Source organism: Pseudoalteromonas sp. CO325X (assembly GCF_004208955.1).
Classification (GTDB): Bacteria; Pseudomonadota; Gammaproteobacteria; order Enterobacterales; family Alteromonadaceae; genus Pseudoalteromonas; species Pseudoalteromonas ruthenica.
Map to the genome: position 1 here is coordinate 119,400 of NZ_SGPG01000017.1, position 23,871 is coordinate 143,270.

The window sequence follows — 23,871 nt, forward strand, 5'->3', positions numbered from 1 at the left end:
GTTTCAGTGTATTGAGGTCATTTGTGCAAGCACCCATCGCCAAAAAGGTTCCCCACTTACTTTCCCACCATGGTCAGCAGCGCCAAGATGATTACTATTGGATGCGTGACGATAAGCGTGAAAACCCCGAAGTTCTCGCGCACTTAGAGGCGGAAAATCGTTATTGTCAGCAAATGCTTTCGTCTACTGCGCAGCGCCAGCAACAGCTGTTCGCCGAGCTCAAAGGGCGCATTAAGAAAGATGACAATACCGTGCCGGTCAAAGATGGCGCTTATTGGTATCACAGCGAAGTCAGTGGTGATGAAGAGTACGGCCGACATTTTCGTGCCACCAGTTTTAATGGTGAAAATAAAACCCTACTGTTGGATGTTAATCAGCTTGCACAAGGCCATGACTTCTATGATTTAGGTGAGGTGGCAGTGAGCCCCAATGAGCAGCTTCTTGCCTATGCCGAAGATACCTCGGGAAGACGTATCTACACCGTGGCGTTTAAAGATATCGCCACCGGTGAGCTGCTTAGCGACACACTCACTAACACCGAAGGCCAGGTAGTCTGGGCCAACGATAACCAAACAGTTTTTTATGTGCGTAAAGATGAACAAACACTGCTGGGTTATCAGGTGTTTCGTCATCGCTTAGGTACGGCGCAAGAGCAAGACGTGCTGGTATACGAAGAGAGTGACCGCAGCTTTTACATGGGGCTGGGCAAAAGCCGTGACGAGAGCCTGATCTTTATCGATTTAGAAGCCACAGAAACCAGCCATACCTTTGCTATTGATGCCGATAATCCTTGTACTGCAGTAACGGAGCTGCTGCCGCGCACCCAAGGACACCTGTATGATATTGATAAGCTAGGTGAGCACTTTTATATTGTCAGCAATTGGCAGGCGAAGAACTTCCGCTTTATGCAAGCCACTGCCGCGCAATTAGCCGACTTACAGCAATGGCAAGAGCTCGTTGCCCACCGCGAGGATGTGCTGTTAGAGAGTGTCGAGCTGTTTGAGCACTATTGGTTGCTCACCGAGCGCCAGCAAGGGCAGATCGGCTTTGTGGTGTACCAGCACCGCCAAGGCAAGGTGGCGGGAACGCCCATACCACTGCAATTTGCCGACCCCTGTTACTTTGCCGGTGTGGCCATGAATCCCGAGCCGAATGTGAGTAAGGCGCGGGTGTTTTATTCGAGCTTAACAACGCCGGGTAGCTTGTTTGAGTTTGATTTGGCCACGGGTGAGAAAACCTTGTTGAAGCAGCAGCAGGTGGTGGGTGAGTTTAATGCCGATGACTACGCCAGCGAACGCTTGTTTATCACTGCGCGTGACGGTGAGCAAGTGCCTGTTTCTTTGGTATACCGCCGTGATTTATTTAATGGCGATGGCAGCAACCCGTTGTTACAGTATGGCTATGGTGCCTATGGCATTACCATTGATCCAAGCTTTTCTAGCACCATCCTGAGTTTACTCGATCGTGGCTTCGTCTATGCTATTGCGCATATTCGTGGCTCAGAGATGCTGGGCCGGCAATGGTATGAAGCGGGCAAGCTCAAACATAAGCAAAATAGCTTCAATGACTTTATTGATGTTACCGAGGCGCTGGTTGCCAAGGGCTATGGTGCCGAAGATAAAGTGTTCGCCAGCGGCGGCAGTGCCGGTGGCCTACTGATGGGAGCGGTCATTAACCAAGCTCCGCATTTGTATCGTGCGATTGGCTGTCATGTGCCCTTCCTTGATGTGCTGACCTCCATGCTGGATGAGAGCATTCCGCTGACCACCAACGAGTATGATGAATGGGGTAACCCCAACGACGAGGGCGATTATCAAACCATCGCGGCTTATTCCCCGTACGATAATATCAAGGCGCAGGATTACCCCCATATTTTGGTAACCACTGGGCTGCATGATTCACAAGTGCAGTACTGGGAACCGATGAAATGGGTTGCGAAAATGCGCGAATACAAAACCGATAATCATCTATTGTTATTTAAAACCGACATGGAGTCGGGTCATGGTGGGGCTTCTGGGCGTTTCAAAAGCCTGCAAGAGAAAGCCCTTGAGTTTAACTTCTTCCTACATACTTTGGCTGAAGATGAGCATCAATAAACCTTTTTCACAGGCGTGTGAAAACAATAAAGCGCCAATATTGGCGCAATTACAGCGTATTTTTAAAAATACTGAGCAGGTGCTTGAGATTGGCTCGGGCACTGGCCAGCATGCTGCTTATTTCGCTCCTAGATTGCCGCACTTATTGTGGCAAACCAGCGATTTACCTGCTAACCATGATGGCATCGAGCTATGGTTGCAAGAGGCACAGTGTGACACCCTGTTACCGCCATTGTCTCTCGATATCGGTGAGCCTTGGCCGGTATCGCAACCAGATGGTATGTTCACTGCCAATACCCTTCATATTGTTAGCGAAGCGCTGGTTGAGGCGTTCTTTGCAGGGGTTAGTGAGCATTTGCCATTGCATGGCCAGTTATGTATTTACGGGCCTTTTAAGTACCAAGGTCAGTTCACCAGTGCCAGCAATGCACAGTTTGATGCCATGCTCAAACAACGCGATCCACGCAGTGGTATTAGGGAGCAACAATGGCTGGTCACCTTAGCCAAGCAAGCGGGGCTGACCTTAATTGATGATGTAGCGATGCCTGCGAATAATCAGTTACTGCATTTTGAACGGACTAAGCGCTAAGCATTGTTGTCTATACAAGTCTAGCTGCGCACTTTCGCGAGCCACAAAGTCCGTTAATGCGGCGGTGAATGGGCTGTCACAAAAGCGATGGCAGGAGTGGGTGAAAATCGGCGCAAAGCCACGGGCGATTTTATGTTCCCCTTGAGCGCCGCTATTAAAGGTTGTTAGCCCCTCGTTTATACACAATTCAATACCTTGGTAATAGCATAGTTCGAAGTGCAAGTGCTGGAATTGCTCATCGCAACCCCAATATCGACCGTACAAGGTTTGCTGGTCGCGCAGATAAAGGCTTGCGGCGACGATGGTGCCTTGGTGGCAAGCGCTGATAATGACCAAATGGTCAGCCATCAGCGTGAGTAGCTGGGTGAAAAAATCTGCGCTTAAATAGCCCAGGTGGCCTGAGCGCTTGAGGTAGGTTTGCTGGTAAAAGCGGATCATTGCATGCATTAACTCGGGGCTAATTTCCCGGCCTTGATGCACTTGTACCCGCAACTGCTGCGCCGCAATCTGTGCTCGTTCTTTTAACACTTGTTTGCGCTTACGAGACTTCAGTGCGCTACAGAAGTGTTCGAAGTTATTATAGCCGTTATTGCGCCACTGAAACTGTACTGTTTGGCGTTTTAGTAAAGGAGTATTTGCCAAGTGTTGGCTGACGTCGTCATTGTAAAAGTTGATATGCCACCCCGACCATTGTTGTCGCTCGGCTTCGTGATCTAGGGCGTTGGCGAGGGCGACAGCCGCTTGTTGTGGGTCAATATCACGGTAAGCGATACGCGGGCCGGTGATGGGCGTAAAGGGGATGGCGCTAAGCCATTTAGGGTAATAGTCAAAGCCGTATCGCTGATAGGCCTCGGCAATACTCCAATCAAATACATACTCGCCATAAGAGTGAGACTTTATATAGCCTATACATAGGGCGACCAGCTCCTCACCTCGGTATAAACCTAGGTGGTAGGGCTGCCAGCCGGATTGTGCGCAGGCGCTCCCGGATTGCTCTAGGGCGTAAATAAACGAATATTGGCTAAAAGGGTGAGCGCTGAAAAACCGTTGCCAAGTGGGTTGTCCAACCTCGGTGACCGACGTAAAGAAGCGATGCGTCAGTGCCGTCATGTTACTGCATGACCCGAGCTAAAAACGCGCTCATATCTTGCTCTAGCTGCGCATAAAACGGGTTATAGGTCAGGCGTTTGAGCGGCTGCTGCTGCGAGAGGTTAGCGGCGGTGCGCTCACCGACGATCACCTCACCCACTTTGCATTGGCGGTAGCGGGCATCATCCTCTAAGTAGCTGCCGCAATTACGGTATAGCCCTTGCCGACCATAGTACGGGTGCTGTGGCGCATTGACCACACCAATATGAGAGATATCAATAACGTTCTCACAAGGGGGATGCCCGCGCTGACAAGAATAACTACGAATATCGATCGTGGGCCCTAACCATGCTCTGGCAGTTTCTTGTTGACCATAAAATACCAACATATCGTGCCGAGTTTGCGGACGCTTTTGCGGGTCATGCCATACCTTAAGCATATTTAAGGTCGCGCGTGCATCAATGGTGGTATCAACCTCGCTTTGAACAACAAATAACGGAATATTGGGTAGCTCGGCTTCAGCCAGCGTATCTTGACTAATACGCGACATGGCTTGATGGGCTAGGGCTGCGGCAGCGAAAGGAAAGCTTTCATATTTGGCGAAATCTATGTCGGCGTCTTTATCGATCCAGTTTACGAACGGTACCCGATCAATCCACTTTGCTAGCCAGCCATTTTTATTATGTGGTTCACTGGCGGGAGACCAAAGCATAAGGGCGCGGATATTGGCTCTATCAGGCTCTGCTACAAGCTCGGCCATGGCTAACGCCGCACCGGTTGAGTAGCCGCCAATCACCACCTGTTCGAACTCGTTAGCGGCACGGTTTATGGCATAGCGAGCAAGTTGCTGCCACTGCGAAAACTCGGCGTCCTGAAGCTGAGCTGCGGCACTTCCATGGCCTGGTAACAGTACTGTCCGCACGGTGAAACCTTGGCGATATAAATAGGCTGCGAGGCTATGATAGCTAAAAGGGGAGTCTGTGAGGCCGTGAAACAGCAACGCGACCTTGTCATTATTATGCTGACGCAGCTCAAATGGGCTGAGTAAATGATGCACCTGAGTATTGGCAGGAAGCTGTTGTTGCTGCTGCAACAGTTGCACTGTGGCTGTGTTTACGGGGCAAGGAGTGTGGGCGCGGGGGTTGTGTGTCTTTAGCCACTGATTGGCACGGCGTAAATAGGTAGCAAAGCTAGGGTTGTCGCTGATATCAACCGCAGCTTGGCCATCACCAATGGCGTAGCGGTAGCGGCCTTGTTCTTTCGCCGCCATTATAGTGTCGACATCGGTGACTATATCGAGGCAAGTTTCGCTGCTGTGGCCTACACCGCTGATCAACATCAGCATAAAAATAATGATACGCATGGGAGTACTCCATTAATCCAAGTTAGCAGCATACCAAAGCACTGTACTGACAGCTAGCTGGTAGCGCCCTGTATATACAACTACAGCGGCAGCTGCCAGCGAGAGAAACGTTGTTTTAAAACCACGGTGGAGTCAATGGCAGCAATCTCCGCAAGGCCTCCGAGAGTATGTTTGACGAAGTGTTCGTAGTCACCGAGATCTTTGGCAATAATTTTTAGCAAATAATCGTACTCACCGGTGATCACCGCACATTCCTGCACCGCTAAAAAGCCATCCACCTGGCTTTCGAAGTTATCGGCGGCCTGAGCGGAGTTTTGCTGCAATTTAATAAGCGCATAGACGGTAACATGAAACCCCAGTTGTTGGGCATTTAAACGGGCATGGTAACCACGAATATAGCCGGCTTGCTGCAGCTTAGTGATGCGGCGAATACAAGGAGTATCTGACAGATTAACGCGCTGCGCTAACTCGCTGACACTCATCCGGCCATTGTCTTGCAGCAGCGCAAGTAACTGCAGGTCTTTGGCATCTATTTTAATTTTTGAGTGGTTATCGCTATTTATCATTAATTAAATGGTGATTTTTATTGTTTTTATACGTTTATATTAGTGGAGGTTAATAAAAAGCACCACCGGCTTTATGCTATTTTTACCTTATGTAAGGCATTATTTTAGTAGCTTCTATGACACCGCACGCACAGCAATTTGATGACTGGATCCGCAGTCGCTTTGTCGAAATTAATAATCAATTAGAACAGCGCTACCAAGCACAGGCCGATCGTGCCAATGTCCATGGTGTCGGCGATGCACTGAAGCAGCAACTCACAGACGAAGGAGACGCGTTAATAGCTAATTTAGTTGATGAGGGCAATACCGATGAGGGCTTCGATAGTGCCTTTGATTTGCTCGGCAATGTTGGCTTATATATGGCGGCGTGTCGGCGTCATGAAATCACCGAGCCGTCACGAGAAACGCATTCTCCGCTGCAACAAGCGTCGACTCTGGCTATGCACATTGGCGCGTCCATAGGCGTTACCCCTCGCTTTGCAACGGCGCATTTAACCACTCATAATCACGCTATTAATGGCCAATATAAACGCTTTACTGATCTGCCCGATGAACGCTTGTTTGTTGACTACAACACTAAGGGCATAGTGGCCTTCAAGCGGGCCGCCGATGCGTTGTTGCGTATCCAGCCTTTGGGTATTTCTCACCCTGTGGTTCCTGATTTATTGTTAGTGGCTGAACAAGCGCTAAAAGATGTACTGGAAAGTAACCGCTATTTATTTCAGCACCTTGATGCACAGCAGTTCTTTTATGCCGTGCGCCCTTACTACAAGCCTTATCGGGTTGGCAAAGAGGTCTATCGGGGCGCCAATGCCGGTGATTTTGCTGGTATTAACGTAATCGATATGTTGTTGGGGTTATGTTGTGCTAATGAACCGGCTTATTCACAAATGCTGGTAGAGAAGTTTTTATACATGATGCCAGAAGATCAGCGCGTACTGCGCAATTGCATGCGTTTGCCATCGATTATGGATGAGTTTTTAGCGGTGGCACCGCAGCAGCATAGCAGTTCTTGGTTTCAGCAAAACCTCAGAGCATTTTTGAGGGTGTGTAAATTGCATGGGCAAACGGCAATTCAGCATCATAACCAACTGGTTGATAAGTATATTCGTATTCCTAATGAAAATCTTGGTAGCCAGCATCAAACTAAGGTAACGGCCAGTGGGCCGCCCTTACCTGTGCTGTTAGCCGAACTCGCTAACCTGCGCGATAAGCGCGCCGCGCGTGAGCGCGATGATATTCACACCCGTTATCACGATATCGCCACATTAACGGCGTTGGTGGACAACTAATGAAAGATACCTTTGCATTACCACAAGGGCCCTACTTACTCAGCCACTCGGTGGGTCGGCCATTAACAACCGCACAGCACGCCTTCAATGAGGCATTCTTTGCGCCTTGGCAGCAGGGCCAACAAGAGCCTTGGTCACAATGGCTGCAGGCTATTGAACAGTTTACTCAAGCACTCGCGAGGTTGTTTAATAGCTCTGCTGGGCAATTTTGCCCGCAGGTTAATTTATCCAGTGCATTGACCAAGCTGCTGATGGCCCACCCACGGCTAACGAGAGGTGGATGCAAAGTGCTGCTCAGTGAGCAAGACTTCCCGAGCATGGGCTTTGTGCTGCAAAAAGCCTTACCTGAGGATTGTCAGCTGCGATTTATACCGGCTCACGAAGATGTCAGTGATGCTCAGGTATGGCAGCATTACTTAGACACTGAGGTTGATTTGGTGTTTGTTAGTCAGGTGTATTCCAACTCTGGGCAGCAGGCCCCGGTTGCTCATATCTGTGAGTACGCGAAAAAGCGGGGAGTGTTGTCGCTAATCGATGTAGCTCAGGGAGCGGGGGTGATCCCTTTGGATTTAACCGCAGTGGCACCCGACTTTATGATCGGCTCGAGCGTAAAATGGCTCTGTGGTGGGCCAGGAGCCGCTTACTTATGGGTTAGTGAGCAGCAATTAGCGCACTGTCAGCCCAAAGACGTGGGCTGGTTTTCCCACAGCAATCCTTTTGAATTTGATATTCATCATTTTGACTACCATCCCAGTGCCTTACGTTTTTGGGGCGGCACCCCCAATATTGCACCTTATGTTTTGGCCGCGCACAGTATTAGCTGGTTCAATGAGTACGGCATCGATAAGGTGCGTAACCATAACCTGGCCATGCAACAATTGCTGTGGTCGCAACTGCAGCAGTGGATTGTCTCGCCGAAGGAGCCCGAGAAGCGCAGTGGTACCCTGATTGTCCATGGCGGACGTCATCAACAGGCCCTGCTAGCGGAACTAAACAAAGCCTGTATCAGCGTCGATGAACGCCGCTTGGGTATTCGTATTTCACCGCACATCTACAATGATGAGCAAGATATTGCGGCGTTACTCAGCGTCACTAATCGAGTACTGGGCGACTAAGCACGCTTTGACGGGTGGTATGTGCGTAGGCATCGCCACCTAGCTTCCCTATAGTGGGCAAACGTTCCGGTGCGATGCGACCATCGACCAACAGAGCATCGTCAATGTCGATGGTTTTAACGTCAAGCAACATCACCTGCCCGCTTCCCGGTTCTGAGCCAAGTTCAATCACCTCTCGCAGCGTGCACTCGTAGCGTACTGGCGCAGCGGCAACGCCTGGCACCGATACACTGTGGCTAGTGTGTTTATCAATACCCACGGCCGTAAATTCACTGATATCACTTGGGTAGTTGGCGCAGCTTTGATTCATCGCCGTGAGCAAGTCTTCAGTAACGATATTAACGACACATTCTTTGGTTGCCAGTAGGTTTTTCAATGTGTCTTTCGGCTCTCCTGTACGCGGTGTCACATGAGTAACTGATAACACCGGCGGTTGGCAGCTGGCCACGCTAAAAAATGAGTAAGGAGCGACATTATCGACGCCAGTGGCGCTGCGGGTGCTGACCCAAGCAATAGGGCGAGGGGTGATGGCACCGACAAGGTGCTGATAAAGTTGTTGGCTAGACTCTGCGTCTTGGGTGTGTAGTAGCATAGTGAATATTCATCGCTGTTGATAACGGGGCGCTATGGTGGCAAACGTGGTGAAAAAGTAAAGGCCAGGTTCTGATAACGGTTGTCGGGATAAGCGCGCGTACATCCTGTACTCGCCTCTACGGGCGCTCACCAAGTCCGCCTACTGGAAATTTAATTATAAAAAGCCGCGAGTAAGGTGGTCGGGTTTTGATAGCGGTTGTCGGGATAAGCGCTCGCACGTCCTGTACTCGCCCCTACGGGCGCCTTCGCGGCTCAAAATGTTCCGGACATTTTGTCGAACGGAGGGGGCTCACCAAGTCCGCCTTCTCGAAATTTAGTTATAAAAAAACCCGCAGCTAGTGCGGGTTCTTTTATAACTAATGGCGGAGAAGGGTCGAAGAAATCGAAGTATTGCTTCGCAAGTTCTGAGACGCCGGAGGCCGGACGCTTGCGACTGAACGCCGAAAAGCAAAAAACCGCAACAATGTGCGGTTTTTTAACTTAACTAATGGCGGAGAAGGAGGGATTCGAACCCTCGATAGGGCTACAAACCCTATACTCCCTTAGCAGGGGAGCGCCTTCAGCCACTCGGCCACCTCTCCGGCGCGAATCAGTTTGTAAAATGTGGCGGAGAGATAGGGATTCGAACCCTAGATGGGCTATTAACCCATGCCGGTTTTCAAGACCGGTGCATTCAACCGCTCTGCCATCTCTCCATGGGCTAGGATAATACTGAGGCAAAACGCAGGTGTAAATAGAAAAACGGTCGTTTGCTTGATTTTTGTGCTAATTCAGTGAAATAGAGGGTATTTTAGACTGCGATGAGGGGAAGGTTGAGGGTGTAAAGCTGGTTGGTGCCTTACACCCAAAGTAACATTAAGCTAACTTATTACTTGTAGCGAACGACGCCACTAAGAGCGAGTTCCTTACCGAAGCGGTTTAACTTTGCCAGCATTTTTGCTTTGCGCTTGCTGGGCTTCACTGCAACTTGGCTTGCTGCCGTTTGGTTTAATGTGTTTACTGGGTTCATCTTGGTTGCTCCGCGCTATGTCTGTGTCTGAAAACATGGCTATTGTGAGGCTGAAGTGGTTAAAAATAAAACGATAAATTTTGGCCCTTTCGCATAATTTTTTTTTATGTATTTTGCTTTTGTTAAGTTTCGCTTTAGCGTGTTTTATGCATGATTATATTTGTATGCTTTTACCTCGATCCTTATTATATTAAGGGTTTAAAGCTCGATAAGCTTTCTGCATTAAAATAGGCTGCATATTTATTCAGATAAAACATATTTGTTTCAAGGAGTCCATTTGCCGACTTGTTCATCTTGGTTGGTGGTCTATCACCCCAGTTATCAAAAAAAGGCGCTCGACCAACTCGAAAAATGCTTGCAGCAAGCGGCTATTGGTTATTCCTGCCTGGCTACATCCGGGGATTTTGCGCGTGACTTAAAACGTTTGAAAGCGTTTAGCAATGATTTAACAAGGGTCGTGGTGCTCGGTGGCGATGGCACTTTACACTTGGTTGTTAATGCGTTTGCCTACACTGCTGTTGAGGTGGCATTGATCCCCTGTGGCAGTGGCAACGACTTTGCTCGGCAGTGGCGTGTTAGCCAAGCGCATTGGTTAGCTACAGCTTTGCGGGCACCGGCGCAGCGTATCGACTTAGGGCTAATCAACGATCGTTACTTTATTAATGTGGCTGGAGTTGGTTATGACGCTGAGGTGGTGCGCGCAACGCAAAATAAAAAAGGCCGATTAGCCCGTTGGCGATACAGCTGGGAGGGGCTCAAGCATTTGTATACCTACTCTAACCCGCAGGTCAGGGTAGAAATTGATAGCAAGGTGACAAACCAACGCCAGCTGATGTGCTGCTTTGCCAACGGTCAGTTTTTTGGTGGTGGCATGAAGGTCGCGCCGGATGCCAATGTGACAAGCGGCGCCCTAAGTTACCTTAGTGTTGCTCAAGGCGCGCCACTGCGCCAAGCCGTGGCGCTATTACTTAGTTACATTGGCGCGCATACCCGCCTTGCACAGATCACCACAGCGGTTATAAAGCGCTGTGAGGTGACAACTGTAGGGTTGGGTATTGAAGCCGATGGCGAATATCTTGGCACCACGCCCGCCGTGATTAGCTGCCAAGCGGACGCACTGCTTTTTGTGGTACCTCGGTAACACGGGGCTTACGAAAGCGAGCCGTTATTTTGTGCACTGGCGTGAGCACAATGGCATTACCAAGTAGTACACAGGCAAAGCCATACACGGTGTTCGCTTGCCATACAAAGCCTTCAAATAGGGTGCTTAATACTACGGCTACGAGCGGGAATAAGACGATCACATAACTGGCTTTCTCAGGGCCAATATTTTTTAATAGCACGAAGTAGCAGGCAAAGGCGATGACCGTACCAAAGGTGCTTAAGTAAAGCAGCGATAGCCAGTAACTCATTGTGGTTGTTGCGAAGTCGACATTGGCGCCAGTAAGTAATACATATAAGCTTAAACCTAGGGTTGCATACAACATGCCCCAAGCATTGCCTTGTAAAATTCCGACCTCGGCTTGTGAGTTACGAACACTGACCATATTCCCTAACGATGCCACTAAAGTACCGGACAACGCCAGCAGCAAGCCAATTAATACGCCATTGTTTAGATCCAACGACGAAATTGCCGGCCAAAACAGTACGGCAATCCCTACCACGCCCAGTAGGGCGCCAAAATAAATGCGTTTGGCGATGGGACGAGAGAAAAACAGCTTGGTATTAATGATATTCATCAACAACAGCATACTGAACGCAATCGAGGCTAGTGCCGAGGTTAAATAGGCTTGTGCCCAATAGAGAATAAGGTAATTCACGCCAAAATTACACAATGCTAATAGGGCAAAAAAGACATGATCGCGGCGATTAAAACGCATAGGGAGGCGCTTGATGAGCACATACCCCCACATCAATAGCGCTGCTATGGCAAAGCGCAGCAATAGTGATACCTCCACGGGGACGCTACCTATTTGAAACTCAATCGCCAGCCAAGTTGAGCCCCAAATGAGCACAGTGACCACATAAAGCAGGATGTTGTTCATGATGAATTCTCGTGATCGTAAAAGGTGGTATTTTAAAGTGATTCTGTATACTGTACATACACAGAAAAGTGATTTTGACACCTATACAGATTATGTCGCGGACGATTAATAAGCAGCGCGCTGTTTATCTTTATCAGCAAGTTGTCGACCTGATTAAAGATATGCAGCAACACGGCACCTTGAATGCAGGGGAAAAACTTCCCTCGCTACGGGCCATGGCGCAGAAGCTCTCGGTTAGTATTCCTACGGTACAGCAAGCGTATCAGGAGCTAGAACGTCAAGGGGTGGTTAGCGCCCGGGAAAAGTCTGGGTTTTACTTAAATGCGGCGGTACTCCCGTGCAGCCAGCCAAAGCGCTCGCGACTGGCGCGCTCGCCCGTGGCAGTTAACAAGCAGGCATTGATTGAGCAGGTATTTGATGGCTTACATCAGCCCGGCGTGATCCCGCTGGGGATCGCCAACCCGGTGGCGGTGAGTGCCACCGATAAAGTACTGAGCCGAACCATGCGCAAGGTGATGAACGCAGCTGGCGATCAAGCGATTAACTATGGCCCACTGGATGGCTTTGCACCGTTAAAAAAAGAGATCATTGGTCGATATTTAGATTTTGCCATCGGTGTGAATAGTGACGAACTCATTATTACCAATGGCGCGCAAGAAGCATTAAATATTGCGTTGCAATGCGTTACGCAAATGGGTGATATTGTCGCCATCGAATCGCCCTGTTACTTCGGCATCATTGAGATGATTGAAAGTTTGGGACTGAAAGCCATAGAGATCCCAATGTGCCCGGAAGAAGGTGTCTGTGCAGATGATTTGGCGCGTGCCTTTGCAGAGCACGACATCAAAGCCTGTATTTTCTCTACTACAATTAGCAACCCCTTGGGCTCGCAAATGTCCGATGAGCGTCGCCAGCAACTGGTGCGCATGATTGAGGAGCGAGGGGCGGTGCTTATTGAGGATGATGTGTATGGTGAATTGGCGTATGAACATAGTCATGCTAAACCGGCGCAATACTTTTCTCGCAGCGGGCAAGTGATCACCTGCTCGTCGCTTTCCAAAACAGCGGCGCCGAGTTATCGCGTCGGGTGGATGATTGCCGGTAAGTATGCAGCGCAAGCGCGACGCTTAAAGCGGGCGATTAGCTGTTCATCATCGTTGATGAATCAGTGGACCCTGTACGAGTTTATGAGCAGTGGCGATTACGACAAAAACTTACGTACACTACGCCAGCGTTTAGCCTTGAACAAGGAGCGCATGCGGGCGCTGGTGTTACAGCATTTTCCGGAAAAAACGCGGATGACCAACCCCAAGGGCGGCTGTGTATTGTGGCTGCAGTTACCAAGCCAGTACGACGTGATTGAGCTTTTTCATTTGGCGTTGGACGCGGGGATCAGCATCACACCGGGCTCAATATTTAGTGCTACCGATAAGTATCGTCAATGTGTGCGCCTGAGTTATGGTATTCCTTGGAGCGATAAAGTGGAAGTGGCAGTAGCGCGGTTGGGAGCGCTCTGCCAGCAAGTGCGAAAGGGGTGATTCTTTCAGCTATTTAGTAATTAGGAGCTGGAAGTCACTTAGTTCTGGGACCATGCTCACCAGCTGTGCCTCTTGCTCGGCCAGCTCTGAGAATGAATGGCACAGGGCGTCTGCGCGCTGTTCAATATTGGCGGCTTGAAGCTCAACGCGCTGTTCAATTTGCTCACCCATGCGCTCCATGCGTTGCTCGAACTCATCCATGTCGCCACCTGAGCTAACCATTTGTGAGCCCAGCGCCATCAGCACACTGCCCATGGATTGCACCATCGCCTGTTCAACGGCTTGCTCAAAGTTTTCATCGAATTGTTGCTCAATATCGTCTCCTAGCTCATCAAAGCTTTGCTTGCCCATCACAAACTCGCCATTTTGATAAAAGCTATGCTCGATATTGCTGCCAATGTTATCCACGACCTGCTGCAACGCGTCATTATGCTCAATACCAAACGCTGCACTCACTTCCTCAATGGCCACACCGGCTATTTTCACACCATCAAGGGCAATCTGGGCAACCTCAGGCACATAACTACGTAGTTGCTGAGAGTAGTTATCCAGTGCTTGCTGCTGAGCTGCAGTCAGGGGCATAACCTGGCCATCGACCAAGAGCTGCTGACCATCGTAGACCATGTGTTGATTATCGACATTGGTGATTTGTATGCGTTCCGGGTTGATACGAATATCACTTTTAAACTCAATATCACACTGTTGCGAACCAAATGAGAGGTTGTCTGGCTTTTGCTCGTGTGCCAGTGCGCCTGTGGTTACCGTCATGGATGCCAAAAGAAGGGCTGCTGTCGTTTTCATTGTCATTATTCCCGTTGATTGTTGTTACGAGAGCTTTATTACAAATTCGATGCCAAAATTATTTTTTCATAATAAACAATAGTTTAATTAGGCTTATAAAATTAGCCTTTACTAGAGATTAAAAAAACAACTAACTTTTAGCCGTTTTTAGCAAGATGTTAGTGAAAGTCGCACATTGATGATCATCATCAATAAAAGATATTTGTTGAAACGATAAAAAAATCTCACTTTCCAGTTTTGCCATTTGCGGCTATTTATTCACTTCAAGGGCCTCGGCTCTCGGTCGTGGTGAAACTAAGGTTTAACTGCGCACAATGATTGTAATTAACTGGAGTGTATTGTGGGTAAAACATATTCCTATGATGCGTTTGATGACGAATTTGTTGAAGATGAATACGAAGCGATGGGGCGTAACCAACATGACCGTCGTAAGCGCAAGGTCAAAAAGAAGCTCGATGATTATCTAGAGCAGCGTAAGTTGCGGAAAAATCTCGGCTACGATGATTTTGACGATTACCTCAACGAGTAAAGTTAGGAAGGGGCGAAAGCCCCTTTTTTGTTTTTAGCGCAGTAGAAAATAAGCAGCCATCCCTACTAAGGTAGTGAGATAGATACTTTTACTGCGATAGGCAACAATAATGGCCAGCACGGCGGCCAGTAAATAAGGATTGCGATAACTAATATGCCACTGCCCCTCAGGAAGGAGGACAATGGGCACCCAAATAGCGGTCAGTACCGCCGGCGCACTGAAACTTAAAAAGCGCTGCAGTTTCGGCCCGACCCGAAAGGGTAAGGCGCGGTGTAAAAACAGGTAACGGCTGGCAAAGGTGATACATGCCATAAGCACTATGGTAGTGAGTATCATTGGCTATCCTTACTGACCACGTAGCCCACTGCCATACCACTTAGGGCACTGAGTACCAGCCAGAGTTCCAGGCCCCAAGCCTTGAAAGTGGCGGCGCAAATCCCGGTGATCACCACGCAGGCTAAGGTTGCTTTGTTTTTTATGGTGGGCACAACCAAGGCAATAAAAGTGGTGGCGATGGCAAAGTCTAAGCCTAAATTGGTTAAATCGGGTAATAGTTGCCCTGCTAAGATGCCCAGTAAAGTCCATATATTCCAGGCCACATAAAAGCTAAAGCCGGCGCTGAGCGCATAAATAAGGCGAGTTTTCGTTTGATATGCCTTGCGGTGATGGGAAAAGGCGAATAGCTCGTCGGTTAACACGAAGCTGACGGGCAAGCGCCAGCGCAGCGGTTGGCTAATCACCTTCTGGCGTACTGCCAGACCATACAGAAAATGGCGAGAGCTAATAATGAAGGTGGTAAACAGCAGTGTCAGCAGTGGCGTATGATCGGCGATAAGCTCGATGGCCACCAGTTGCGCCGAGCCGGCAAAGACCAACAACGACATCAATTGCGTTTCCCAGGCGCTGAAGCCATTTTGCATTGCCAACGAGCCACATAATAGCCCCCAAGGTAAAACCGCTAAGTTTAGCGGCAACATATCGAGCTGACCTTTGATAAAGGCCAGTCGATGTAAGCGGGTTCGGTTTTTAGCGTTTGTAACAGCAGACATAAGCAAAGTTTTTTACGATCAAGCACGCAGCATGACACAGAGTTTGGCATAATCGCAATATTGCCAAGTTAAGGAGTCAAAAATGAAAGTTTGGGATGGGTTTATACGCTTTTTTCATTGGGGGTTAGTACTGTGTCTCGCAGGCCTCTATTTCTCTGCGGAAGAAGGAGAGATGGCGCTACACTTTGTGCTTGCCTACATTACCTTAGCACTGCTTGCAACTCGTCTATTGTGGGGGCTTTTTGGTAGCGAAAGTGCTCGTTTGCGCCGGTTATTACACTCACCCAAAGCCGTGTTTAGGGCGCTCAGACAAAGCGAACAAGTGGCCGGACACAATGCGGCGGGTAGCTATATGGTGTTGGTATTTTTTGCGCTGTTATTGGTGCAATTGCTCAGCGGATTGATGACCACAGACGATATTCTTACCGATGGCCCTTTAGTCCAGTATGTGTCTTATGATTGGGTTGAATGGGCCTCCTCTGTGCACCATCAAAACTTTGACTTGATCCTAGCCGCCATTGTTTTGCATATTGCTGCTATTGTGATTTATGCATTGAAAGGTAAAAGACTGGTGCCAGCGATGATTACCGGTCGCAATAATGCATTGCAAGAAACAACGGCAGTCAAGCCTGCTTGGCCCGCGTTCGTCGTTTTTGCAGCTATACTGGCTGCGTTGTTATGTACATGGGGTTACGAGCCACTAGTAAGTCTTGTCTAAAACATACTTTGTTACATATTCATGGTGACCCATTGAGCGGGCATAGCCCGCTTTCTATCTTGCTTATAATGGTTTTACATTAATTTAATCTTGCTCCTCTTTTTGTTTTCATTATAGTTGCAATTGAACAACAACAATAATGATGTCTTTCAGAGGAAAATTATGGCTTCAAATAAACTCAAATTGAGTGCATTAGCACTGGGCGTGTCGTCTGCCTTGCTTGGCACTCAAGTCGCAGCTTCAGAGCTAGAACCACAGAATAAAATTTTTACACCGCAGCATCAAAGCAAAATTGAGCGCCAACTTGGCGAAATCAAAAAACAGAACAAACGCGCTGTATCTTGGCTTATTGAGCTTAACAGTGAGCCGATGTTTTCTGTAAGCAAAGATCAGCAAGCCACGCAAAGTGCGAATATCTCGCAAGCACAAGAGCGCGTATTAAGTGATATTCAAAGCGCCGATTTAAATCTCAATGTGATCACACGCACTACTAAGCTGGTTAATGCGCTTGTCGTTAACGGCGATGAGTCCGAAGTGAGAAAAGTGCTGGCACACGAGGATGTGAAAGAAATCTACCCGGTTTACGACTACGAGCTTAATGTTGCTGATAGCGCTGATTACATTAAAGCAACGCCCTTAGTTGAGAGCCAAATCGCAACTGGTGAAGGAGTCCGAGTGGCTGTGCTTGATACCGGCATTGATTATACCCACGCAGTGTTTGGTGGTGAGGGCACGCAAGCGGCTTATGACGCAGCCACTGCAGACCCAACGACGGTAACTTGGCCGCAAGGTATTGTTAAAGGTGGTTATGACTACTTTAATGATGATGCCGATCCGATTGACTTCGGCACGAGCCACGGTACACATGTTTCACACTCGGTAACGGGGATTGCACCTAATGTAGAGTTGTTTGTGTATTCCGTGTGTGGCGGTGGTTGTCCAGGGCTTGCACAATTACTGGCGCTAGAATCAGCGATGGACCCCAATGGCGACATGGATATTGAAGACCGCGTCGATGTAGTTAACATGTCTTTAGGTGGCGATTACGGTGACCTTGCGGAAGATGCGGTAGGCTTATTTATTAATCGTGCCGCCAAGTTAGGTACAAGTGTAGTTATCTCTGCCGGCAACGATGGTGCATATCCATTTATCGTTGGTGGCCCAAGCACCACTGAAAATGCACTTTCCGTGGGAGCCATGACTCACCCAACGGATGAGACTCGTGTGGCTGAAGGCACAGTGGCAGGTGAAGAAGCTGTCATTCAGGGCGCCAATTTTGGCCCAGGTGCGTTCAGCTTTAGCAGCGATGACATTGAGCTGGTTTATCCAGATGCCAACCAAACCGCTTGTGAGCCTTTTGCTGAAGGTGTTGATTTTACAGGCAAGGCTGTAGTAGTGGACCGTGGTGGTTGTAACTTCACTGATAAAGTACTGGCTGCCCAAACTAAGGGCGCTGCTTTTGTGATTATCGCCAATAACGTTGATGATGGCACGCCTGCGCCTATGGGCGGGTTTGACGAAGCAGTGAGTATTCCATCAGTGGGGGTTACTTTTGCCACTGGGGCGCAATTGAAAGGCGGCGCTAGCTTCAATATTTCCTCTGAGTTAGTGGCAACACCTGGTGCGATGGCCGATTTCACCTCTCGTGGACCTTCGGTCAGCGGCCTATTAAAACCTGAGATCACTGCCCCCGGTGTTAATATCATGACCGCCGAGCCTGGCACAGGCACAGGGCTTTCTGGAGCAACAGGCACGTCATTCTCAGGCCCAATTACCGCGGGTGCTATCAGTATGCTTAAAGAGGCTTTACCAGAGCGCAACGCGATGGAACTTAAAGCAACCTTGATGAACGCGGCAAACCTTGATGTTACCGTCACCCCACGTGCGCTTGATGAGAACGCAGCAATGGCACCGATTAGCGCCATTGGCTCTGGTTTGGTTGACGTTGAAAAGGCTGCGAACCTACCGGTAGCGGCTTGGGCAAAAGACACGCACCAAGCTGCGTTATCATTTGGGCTGCAAAGCTTAAGTGAGACAACCACGATGACTAAAACCGTGGTAGTTAAGAACTTCTCAAGCAGTGCTAAGACATATGAGCTCAGTTTAGAGCAGCGTTTTGCAGATGATGTTGAACGCGGCAGCTTAATGGCTGAGTATCCCACCTCAGTGACTATTCCGGCGGGCCAATCCGTCGAGTTTGAAGTGGCTATGACTATTGACCCTACAACATTACCAGAGTGGCAGCTAAGTGGCAGCAATATTGACACCTTAGCAGCGACTGAGTTGCTGACAGACTCAGAGCTAGATGGTGCCTTGGTCTTTAGTGAAGGCGGTGAACAGGCCTTGCACTTGGTTTATCATGTACTTCCACGTGCAGCGGCAAAACCTGTGATCAGCGCTGAAAAAGGTGAGCAAGGTGTCGTTTATACACTGCACAACCAAGGTGCGGCGGAGCTGACACCGGTGATTGTTGAGAATACAGTAACAGACAAAGTGGGTGATGGTGGTCGTTTAGATATTGTTGCAGGCAGTGTCGAGACATTGGCTGTGCCAGCCTCGTTCTGTGAATCAGGCTATGGCGTATTTACAACTTTGGTTGTTGACCAGCCTGTAGCCCACGCTGATATGGGTGGCTTTGCCGCAGATTTTGATATGGATGGTGATGGCCGCTGGGATGTCACAGCACATTCAGTGAACTACTCGCTGTTTGATGGCCCGACACCTACACCTATTACCTTTACAACGCCTTATGGTCAATTAAGCGGTAACCTTAGTAACTTGTACTTCGACAGTGCGACTAACTACGTAACACTGCAAAATTGTATTGGTGATTATGGTTTGACTGCGGCGGACTTGGGCAATGTCAATGCTACGGTACGTTTCAGAACTGCGCCTGATAACTTCCCAACAGGTGGCAGTAACGCCGTTGATACCGCTCAAGGTAACTATAACTTCGCACCTGCACAAATTGTGGCAATGGCAGTCGATGCTCAAGGTGATGAAGTACAGAGTATTGCTCCAGGGGAAAGTGCACAGTTCTTATTTGCTGACGCTAACTTCACTATTCTATCTACCAATGGTGCCAAAGCCATTGTCACTTCACCACGCAATGATATGCAAGTGGCGCCTAGTTTGGCTGATGCGCAGTTCTCGGTAGACGAAAACACTGAGCAAGGTACGGTCATTGGTACACTTACCGCTGAGCGCAATGCGACCTTTGCTGGCGCTATTTCAGAGTTTATTGTTGTGAGCTCAAGCTCGACCGCCGTTGATATCAACAGCGATGGTGAGGTCGTTGTGGCCAATGCCGAACAGCTTGATTACGACAGTGGTCTTGAACAGGTGATGTTTGAAGTTGTTGCCACAGATACCCGCGGCAATATTTCTAACACGGCAACGGTGATGGTCAATGTCACTAACCTAGCTGATGAAGCATCTGAGCAACCAGAACCACAGCCTCAAGTTCCTGTGAAGAAGAGCACTAGCTCGGGCTCATTAGGGTGGCTAGCGCTACTGATGGCACCACTGATGTGGTTGCGTCGTCGTCGCAGCTAATTCGTTGAGCGATGGACATAAAAGCGGCGCCTGAAGGCGCCGTTTTTTATAGGTGTTCTATCATGATAATCAGCTTGAGCTTCATACTGATTGATACCGCCATGAACGGGTTTGTTTAGTCTTTAAATGACTTGTGGCAATCTTTGCAGCCTTTCGCCCAGTTTTTAAAAGCAGGAGCGATTTGCTTTTTATCACCACTTTTAGCAGCAACAGCAAGTTCTTGGGCATATTGTGCAAAGGTGTTGGCTTTTTTATCAAAGGTGGCCTTGTCTTCCCAGATGGCTGCTAAGGCATCGGTATTACCCTGGTCTGAGCCCGCAGTGAACGCTTCCCAAGGCATTTGTGATAGCGCTGCAGCATTATCTGCGCGTTGTTGAAAGCGCGCCGCGTCAAAAGGAACCTTACCCTTAAGCATGTCGCCCATGTCACCAATTTGCACTCGGATCAATGAAAAGACCGACTGCCGATACTCAATCGCATCTTCCGGCTTCTCGAACACGGAGTTTGCTAGTGCTGAACCCGATGTGGCGATAAGAGTCGCCGCCAATAATGTTTTTAGTTTCATTCCATTTGCCCCTTTTCGTAAAACAACCTTCTTTTTACCTAAGCAGGACGGTGAACACAAGAGCAAGTGCGCTAATAATCGCTGCAATGACTAATAAGTCCTACTAAACGCTGAAGGTATGTGCAATTGTGGTTATTCTCCGAGATCAATGTCTGCGAATATCATGCCCCTGCGCATACTTCTAGTCGCTAAAAAGACTTCTCCTAATAACGCGATAAATGCCAATATAAGCAGCAGCATCGCGACCATAAAACACCCAGCAATAGCAGTACCAAGGTTAATGGCTTGGATATTTGCCATAAACAACAGCATAACGACAGCACTCACTAAGGTAGCGCTGAGTACACTGAAACTAAAAGCGATATGAATACAACGCGCACGCTTTAACAGGGCGCGCAGCTCTGTTGCTAGTGAGCGATTAAACTCTTCATCGCTGCTGATTTTTAGTTTTCTCTCCAAGGCACGAGCACGGTCGGTGATCCGCGCCAAGCGGTTTGATAGTACCCCAAGGGTGGCCGCAATCCCTGTGATTAGAAATACCGGAGCGACGGCTGTTTGAATGACCTTTGCCATGGTTAAAATATTAACAACTTCAGTACCCACGTTAACTCCGACGATGATATTACAAGAGCCCTAGTCTAGCGCTAATACGCCGTAATACCAATGCTTAGGCTGTCCTCACAGAGCCACCTATACGCATCTGGTTTGTTATTAATACCGAGCGGGTATCTAGACACAAGCAAGAAAACCTGCGAATCTGAATACCAAACCCATAAAGCAGGAGAGAATATGGAACCCGTATTACCAGAGAAGAATGACACCCCGCCACCGGCAAACAATAACAACAAGCAAAGTAATGATGAGAAAACCATGGCGATGCTGTGTCACTTAGCCGCACTCGCGGGTTTTATAGTGCCATTTGGATCTATCATTGGCCCGTTGATTGTCTGGTTGGTGAAAAAAGATGAGATGGAAGTGGTTGACCGTCATGGCCGCGCGTCATTGAACTTTCAGCTAACTATGCTTATTGCTTTCATCGTCTGCTTCTTACTTATCTTTGTTGCTATTGGGGTTGTGCTACTGCCTTTAGTCGCCATTTTCTCGTTCGTAATGGTGATTATTGCTAGCATCAAAGCCTACGAAGGCAAAGAGTTTAAGTATCCGCTGTGTATTAAGTTTTTATAAGCATTAGACATAAAAAATAGCAATACAGGAGCGTTTTGCTGGCCTATTTTAGTTTATTTTTAACCGCCTTTGTGTCGGCAACGCTCCTACCTAGCTCATCGGAATTGGTACTTACTGCGATGGTGACGCAAGGGAGCTATCACCTAATGTTGTTATGGTTGTTTGCAACACTCGGGAATGTTCTTGGTAGCTGTGTCAATTATGCCTTGGGGACCCAAGTTACACGCTTTCAACACAAAAAGTGGTTTCCGGTCTCAGCCGCAGCGATGGAAAAAGCGAAACGCCGTTTTCATCGTTACGGTGTGTATAGCCTGTTTTTCGCATGGCTACCGGTGATTGGCGATCCACTCACCGTGATAGGTGGTATCTTTCGAGTCCGGTTTTGGCTGTTTGTTGCTATTGTCAGTATCGGTAAAGGTGTGCGGTATTGGGTGGTTATATTGATGGCTCTTGGCATACAGTCATTGTATGGCGGGGGGGAAGCACTCGCCAATTAATGCGAGTGCTTAATCATAAGCTGGACAGCTAAGCGTGCCAATCCAAGGTCAACGATACAGAGTCGGCAAATCGCAACGCATGTGGCTTGTCCACCCGTACTTTAGCGTAATGTACACTAGGGTGCTGGTGGCAGAGCGCTAAGATATCCGCGACTAGCTTTTCTAAAAGTAGAAACTGTCCTTGCTCTACCAGTGCGATCACTTCCTTGGTGACGGTCTTGTAGTTGAGTGCCTCTTGCACCTCATCACTGGTACACGCCTTATCTGCCGGATAGTGGATCTCGATATTAATCACAACATCTTGCTTTTTTTCCCGTTCTTCGGGGTTGAACCCAATATAGGTTCTTAGCCGGAGATTAGTAACATTGATAATGGCGTTGGTCATGGTGTGTCCTAATTCTTCACTAGCTGCAGAAATTCATTGCGCGTTTTCGGATCAGTGCGGAAATTACCGAGCATAACTGACGTACGCATTTTAGAGTTTTGCTTTTCGACCCCACGCATCATCATACACATGTGCTTAGCTTCAACGATCACGCCAACGCCTTTGGCGCCAGTGACTTCTTCAACTGCTTGAGCGATTTGATGAGTCAATTGCTCTTGGATCTGGAAGCGACGGGCAAACATATCAACGATACGGGCAAACTTCGAAAGCCCTAAGACTTTACCGTCGGGAATGTAAGCAATATGTGCTTTGCCGACAAAGGGTAACAGGTGATGCTCACACATTGAGTAAAGCTCTATATCTTGGATCAGAACCATATCATCAGCATCAGAGGTAAACACCGCATTATTGGTGATTTCTGCCAATGTCTGACGGTAGCCTTGAGTTAGGTACTCCATGGCCTTGGCTGCACGCTTGGGGGTATCTAGTAGGCCTTCGCGTTGTGGGTCCTCGCCAACGGCGGAGATTAATTGTTGGTAACTCTGTTTTAATTCGTCGTGCATAATGTTCTCAATTACTTTAGATGACGGCCGCCATCAACGGCTAAGCTGCGTCCGGTTATATAGTCGCTGGTTAGCAGAAGCTCGACAGCATTAATAATTTCTCGACATCCAGGTTCAATGCCCATGAGGGATTTTTGTAATGTCTTATGTTTATACTGTTCACTGTCGCCCTCGTTAAAAATAATCAGCGAAGGGGCAATAGCGTTCACTTTTATATGTGGTGCGTACTTGGCCGCAAATGACTTAGTTAAATTATCCAATGCCGCTTTGCTGGCTGCATAGGCAAGGTGTTTGGCACTGCCTGTCTCGACCACAAAGTCGGTCAAATGAATAATGTCGCCATAGCCATCGCTGTGCTCGAGCATGTCTTGGCAATGTTGGTTGATAAGGTAAGGTACCTTGGCATGAATACGCATCATATTATCGAACAAGGCTGCGTAGTCATCGTTTTTACTCTCACTATCCCAACTTGATGCGTTATGAATAATAGCGCGTAACTTTGGCGTGTGGACTCGTAACTCATTGATAAAGTGCACAATGCTTTCATCGTCACTAAAATCTGCTTGAATACAAGTAACACCTTGCGCCGCTAACTCATCTACTGCATTGTGCCGAGTACGGTAGGTAATAATGACATCGTGCTGCTCAGCTACGAAATGCTGGGCAAGGGCAAGACCTATACGTTGTCCGGCCCCGGTTATTAAAATTGGAAAGGACATAACTTCTTC

The 23,871-nt window shown here is 48.5% G+C and carries 25 protein-coding genes and 2 tRNA genes; 11 read left to right on the forward strand and 16 right to left on the reverse strand.

The window, feature by feature from the left end; genetic code table 11:
• The first annotated feature begins 23 nt into the window (after window positions 1-23).
• Window positions 24-2,096, forward strand: coding sequence for a S9 family peptidase (locus EXT46_RS08875; RefSeq protein WP_240701111.1), 2,073 nt, complete (start codon window positions 24-26; stop codon window positions 2,094-2,096).
• A complete protein-coding gene (locus EXT46_RS08880) occupies window positions 2,089-2,685 on the forward strand; it encodes a DUF938 domain-containing protein (RefSeq protein ID WP_130146843.1) in 597 nt (198 codons plus the stop codon). Before EXT46_RS08875 ends, EXT46_RS08880 begins: the two co-directional genes overlap by 8 nt.
• Here the strand turns inward: EXT46_RS08880 and EXT46_RS08885 are convergent.
• The 3 genes from EXT46_RS08885 to EXT46_RS08895 form a co-directional block, all read right to left on the reverse strand.
• On the reverse strand, window positions 2,656-3,795 hold the full coding sequence (locus EXT46_RS08885; RefSeq protein WP_130146759.1) for a GNAT family N-acetyltransferase: 1,140 nt from the start codon (window positions 3,793-3,795) through the stop codon (window positions 2,656-2,658). The genes EXT46_RS08880 and EXT46_RS08885 overlap by 30 nt on opposite strands.
• Before the next feature lies 1 nt (window position 3,796).
• Window positions 3,797-5,137 carry an alpha/beta fold hydrolase gene (locus EXT46_RS08890; protein WP_130146760.1) on the reverse strand — a complete coding sequence of 447 codons (1,341 nt, stop codon included), beginning with the start codon at window positions 5,135-5,137 and terminating at the stop codon, window positions 3,797-3,799.
• An 80-nt stretch (window positions 5,138-5,217) separates the two neighbouring features.
• Window positions 5,218-5,703, reverse strand: a complete 486-nt coding sequence (locus EXT46_RS08895) for an Lrp/AsnC family transcriptional regulator (protein WP_045979413.1) — start codon at window positions 5,701-5,703, stop codon at window positions 5,218-5,220.
• Window positions 5,704-5,819: 116 nt separating this feature from the next.
• Here EXT46_RS08895 and EXT46_RS08900 point away from each other — a divergent pair, with 116 nt between their 5' ends.
• Together EXT46_RS08900 and EXT46_RS08905 are read left to right on the forward strand one after the other, a co-directional pair.
• Window positions 5,820-6,995, forward strand: a complete 1,176-nt coding sequence (locus tag EXT46_RS08900; protein ID WP_130146761.1) for a monodechloroaminopyrrolnitrin synthase PrnB family protein — start codon at window positions 5,820-5,822, stop codon at window positions 6,993-6,995.
• Window positions 6,995-8,110 carry an aminotransferase class V-fold PLP-dependent enzyme gene (locus EXT46_RS08905; protein ID WP_130146762.1) on the forward strand — a complete coding sequence of 372 codons (1,116 nt, stop codon included), beginning with the start codon at window positions 6,995-6,997 and terminating at the stop codon, window positions 8,108-8,110. The genes EXT46_RS08900 and EXT46_RS08905 overlap by 1 nt, the downstream gene beginning before the upstream one ends.
• Here EXT46_RS08905 and EXT46_RS08910 read toward each other — a convergent pair.
• From EXT46_RS08910 to EXT46_RS18890, 4 genes are all read right to left on the reverse strand, one after another.
• A complete protein-coding gene (locus EXT46_RS08910; RefSeq protein WP_022944966.1) occupies window positions 8,088-8,702 on the reverse strand; it encodes a flavin reductase family protein in 615 nt (204 codons plus the stop codon). The genes EXT46_RS08905 and EXT46_RS08910 overlap by 23 nt on opposite strands.
• 490 nt (window positions 8,703-9,192) lie before the next feature.
• Window positions 9,193-9,285 (reverse strand) — tRNA-Ser (locus EXT46_RS08915).
• A 23-nt stretch (window positions 9,286-9,308) separates the two neighbouring features.
• Window positions 9,309-9,399: transfer RNA gene (locus EXT46_RS08920), tRNA-Ser, on the reverse strand.
• A 173-nt stretch (window positions 9,400-9,572) separates the two neighbouring features.
• Entirely contained in the window at window positions 9,573-9,713 is a 141-nt protein-coding gene (locus EXT46_RS18890) for a hypothetical protein (protein ID WP_022944967.1), read from the reverse strand.
• Window positions 9,714-9,990: 277 nt separating this feature from the next.
• Between EXT46_RS18890 and EXT46_RS08925 the strand changes: the two genes are divergently transcribed.
• On the forward strand, window positions 9,991-10,854 hold the full coding sequence (locus EXT46_RS08925) for a diacylglycerol kinase family protein (protein ID WP_165381093.1): 864 nt from the start codon (window positions 9,991-9,993) through the stop codon (window positions 10,852-10,854).
• Here the strand turns inward: EXT46_RS08925 and EXT46_RS08930 are convergent.
• The gene (locus EXT46_RS08930; RefSeq protein ID WP_130146764.1) at window positions 10,811-11,758 is read right to left on the reverse strand and encodes a DMT family transporter; all 948 of its coding nucleotides are present in this window, start codon (window positions 11,756-11,758) and stop codon (window positions 10,811-10,813) included. The genes EXT46_RS08925 and EXT46_RS08930 overlap by 44 nt on opposite strands.
• A 92-nt stretch (window positions 11,759-11,850) precedes the next feature.
• On the opposite strand from EXT46_RS08930, the gene EXT46_RS08935 reads away from it, so the two are divergent.
• Window positions 11,851-13,296, forward strand: a complete 1,446-nt coding sequence (locus tag EXT46_RS08935) for a PLP-dependent aminotransferase family protein (RefSeq protein WP_130146845.1) — start codon at window positions 11,851-11,853, stop codon at window positions 13,294-13,296.
• 9 nt (window positions 13,297-13,305) lie between these two features.
• On the opposite strand, the gene EXT46_RS08940 is transcribed toward EXT46_RS08935, so the two are convergent.
• Entirely contained in the window at window positions 13,306-14,097 is a 792-nt protein-coding gene (locus tag EXT46_RS08940) for a YggN family protein (RefSeq protein WP_130146765.1), read from the reverse strand.
• A 340-nt stretch (window positions 14,098-14,437) separates the two neighbouring features.
• On the opposite strand from EXT46_RS08940, the gene EXT46_RS08945 reads away from it, so the two are divergent.
• The gene (locus tag EXT46_RS08945; protein ID WP_130146766.1) at window positions 14,438-14,626 is read left to right on the forward strand and encodes a hypothetical protein; all 189 of its coding nucleotides are present in this window, start codon (window positions 14,438-14,440) and stop codon (window positions 14,624-14,626) included.
• 33 nt (window positions 14,627-14,659) lie between these two features.
• Here EXT46_RS08945 and EXT46_RS08950 read toward each other — a convergent pair whose 3' ends face one another.
• Both EXT46_RS08950 and EXT46_RS08955 read right to left on the reverse strand, forming a co-directional pair.
• Window positions 14,660-14,959, reverse strand: a complete 300-nt coding sequence (locus tag EXT46_RS08950; RefSeq protein ID WP_026111113.1) for an AzlD domain-containing protein — start codon at window positions 14,957-14,959, stop codon at window positions 14,660-14,662.
• Window positions 14,959-15,675 (reverse strand): AzlC family ABC transporter permease, encoded by a 717-nt coding sequence (locus EXT46_RS08955; RefSeq protein ID WP_130146768.1) that lies wholly within the window; start codon window positions 15,673-15,675, stop codon window positions 14,959-14,961. The genes EXT46_RS08950 and EXT46_RS08955 overlap by 1 nt, the downstream gene beginning before the upstream one ends.
• Window positions 15,676-15,757: 82 nt before the next feature.
• On the opposite strand from EXT46_RS08955, the gene EXT46_RS08960 reads away from it, so the two are divergent.
• Together EXT46_RS08960 and EXT46_RS08965 are read left to right on the forward strand one after the other, a co-directional pair.
• Window positions 15,758-16,393, forward strand: a complete 636-nt coding sequence (locus tag EXT46_RS08960) for a cytochrome b/b6 domain-containing protein (protein WP_130146770.1) — start codon at window positions 15,758-15,760, stop codon at window positions 16,391-16,393.
• Between the two features lie 162 nt (window positions 16,394-16,555).
• Complete coding sequence (locus tag EXT46_RS08965) at window positions 16,556-19,948, forward strand: S8 family serine peptidase (RefSeq protein ID WP_130146772.1); 3,393 nt, start codon at window positions 16,556-16,558, stop codon at window positions 19,946-19,948.
• Window positions 19,949-20,063: 115 nt separating this feature from the next.
• Here EXT46_RS08965 and EXT46_RS08970 read toward each other — a convergent pair whose 3' ends face one another.
• Complete coding sequence (locus EXT46_RS08970; RefSeq protein ID WP_022944978.1) at window positions 20,064-20,513, reverse strand: cytochrome c; 450 nt, start codon at window positions 20,511-20,513, stop codon at window positions 20,064-20,066.
• 132 nt (window positions 20,514-20,645) lie between these two features.
• Entirely contained in the window at window positions 20,646-21,116 is a 471-nt protein-coding gene (locus tag EXT46_RS08975) for a DUF2721 domain-containing protein (RefSeq protein ID WP_022944979.1), read from the reverse strand.
• Between the two features lie 267 nt (window positions 21,117-21,383).
• Between EXT46_RS08975 and EXT46_RS08980 the strand changes: the two genes are divergently transcribed.
• Entirely contained in the window at window positions 21,384-21,698 is a 315-nt protein-coding gene (locus EXT46_RS08980; RefSeq protein ID WP_045979475.1) for a DUF4870 domain-containing protein, read from the forward strand.
• 38 nt (window positions 21,699-21,736) lie between these two features.
• Window positions 21,737-22,195: a YqaA family protein gene (locus tag EXT46_RS08985; RefSeq protein WP_130146847.1), complete on the forward strand. Its 459-nt coding sequence runs from the start codon at window positions 21,737-21,739 to the stop codon at window positions 22,193-22,195.
• Between the two features lie 28 nt (window positions 22,196-22,223).
• Here the strand turns inward: EXT46_RS08985 and folX are convergent, their stop codons facing one another.
• Genes folX through folM form a run of 3 tightly spaced genes read right to left on the reverse strand, consistent with a single transcriptional unit; the run spans window position 22,224 to window position 23,862 of the window.
• Window positions 22,224-22,580 (reverse strand): dihydroneopterin triphosphate 2'-epimerase, encoded by a 357-nt coding sequence (gene folX / locus EXT46_RS08990; RefSeq protein WP_022944982.1) that lies wholly within the window; start codon window positions 22,578-22,580, stop codon window positions 22,224-22,226.
• A gap of 8 nt (window positions 22,581-22,588) precedes the next feature.
• On the reverse strand, window positions 22,589-23,143 hold the full coding sequence (gene folE, locus EXT46_RS08995; protein WP_022944983.1) for a GTP cyclohydrolase I FolE: 555 nt from the start codon (window positions 23,141-23,143) through the stop codon (window positions 22,589-22,591).
• A gap of 11 nt (window positions 23,144-23,154) precedes the next feature.
• Entirely contained in the window at window positions 23,155-23,862 is a 708-nt protein-coding gene (folM, locus tag EXT46_RS09000) for a dihydromonapterin reductase (protein WP_053911066.1), read from the reverse strand.
• Window positions 23,863-23,871: the final 9 nt, after the last annotated feature.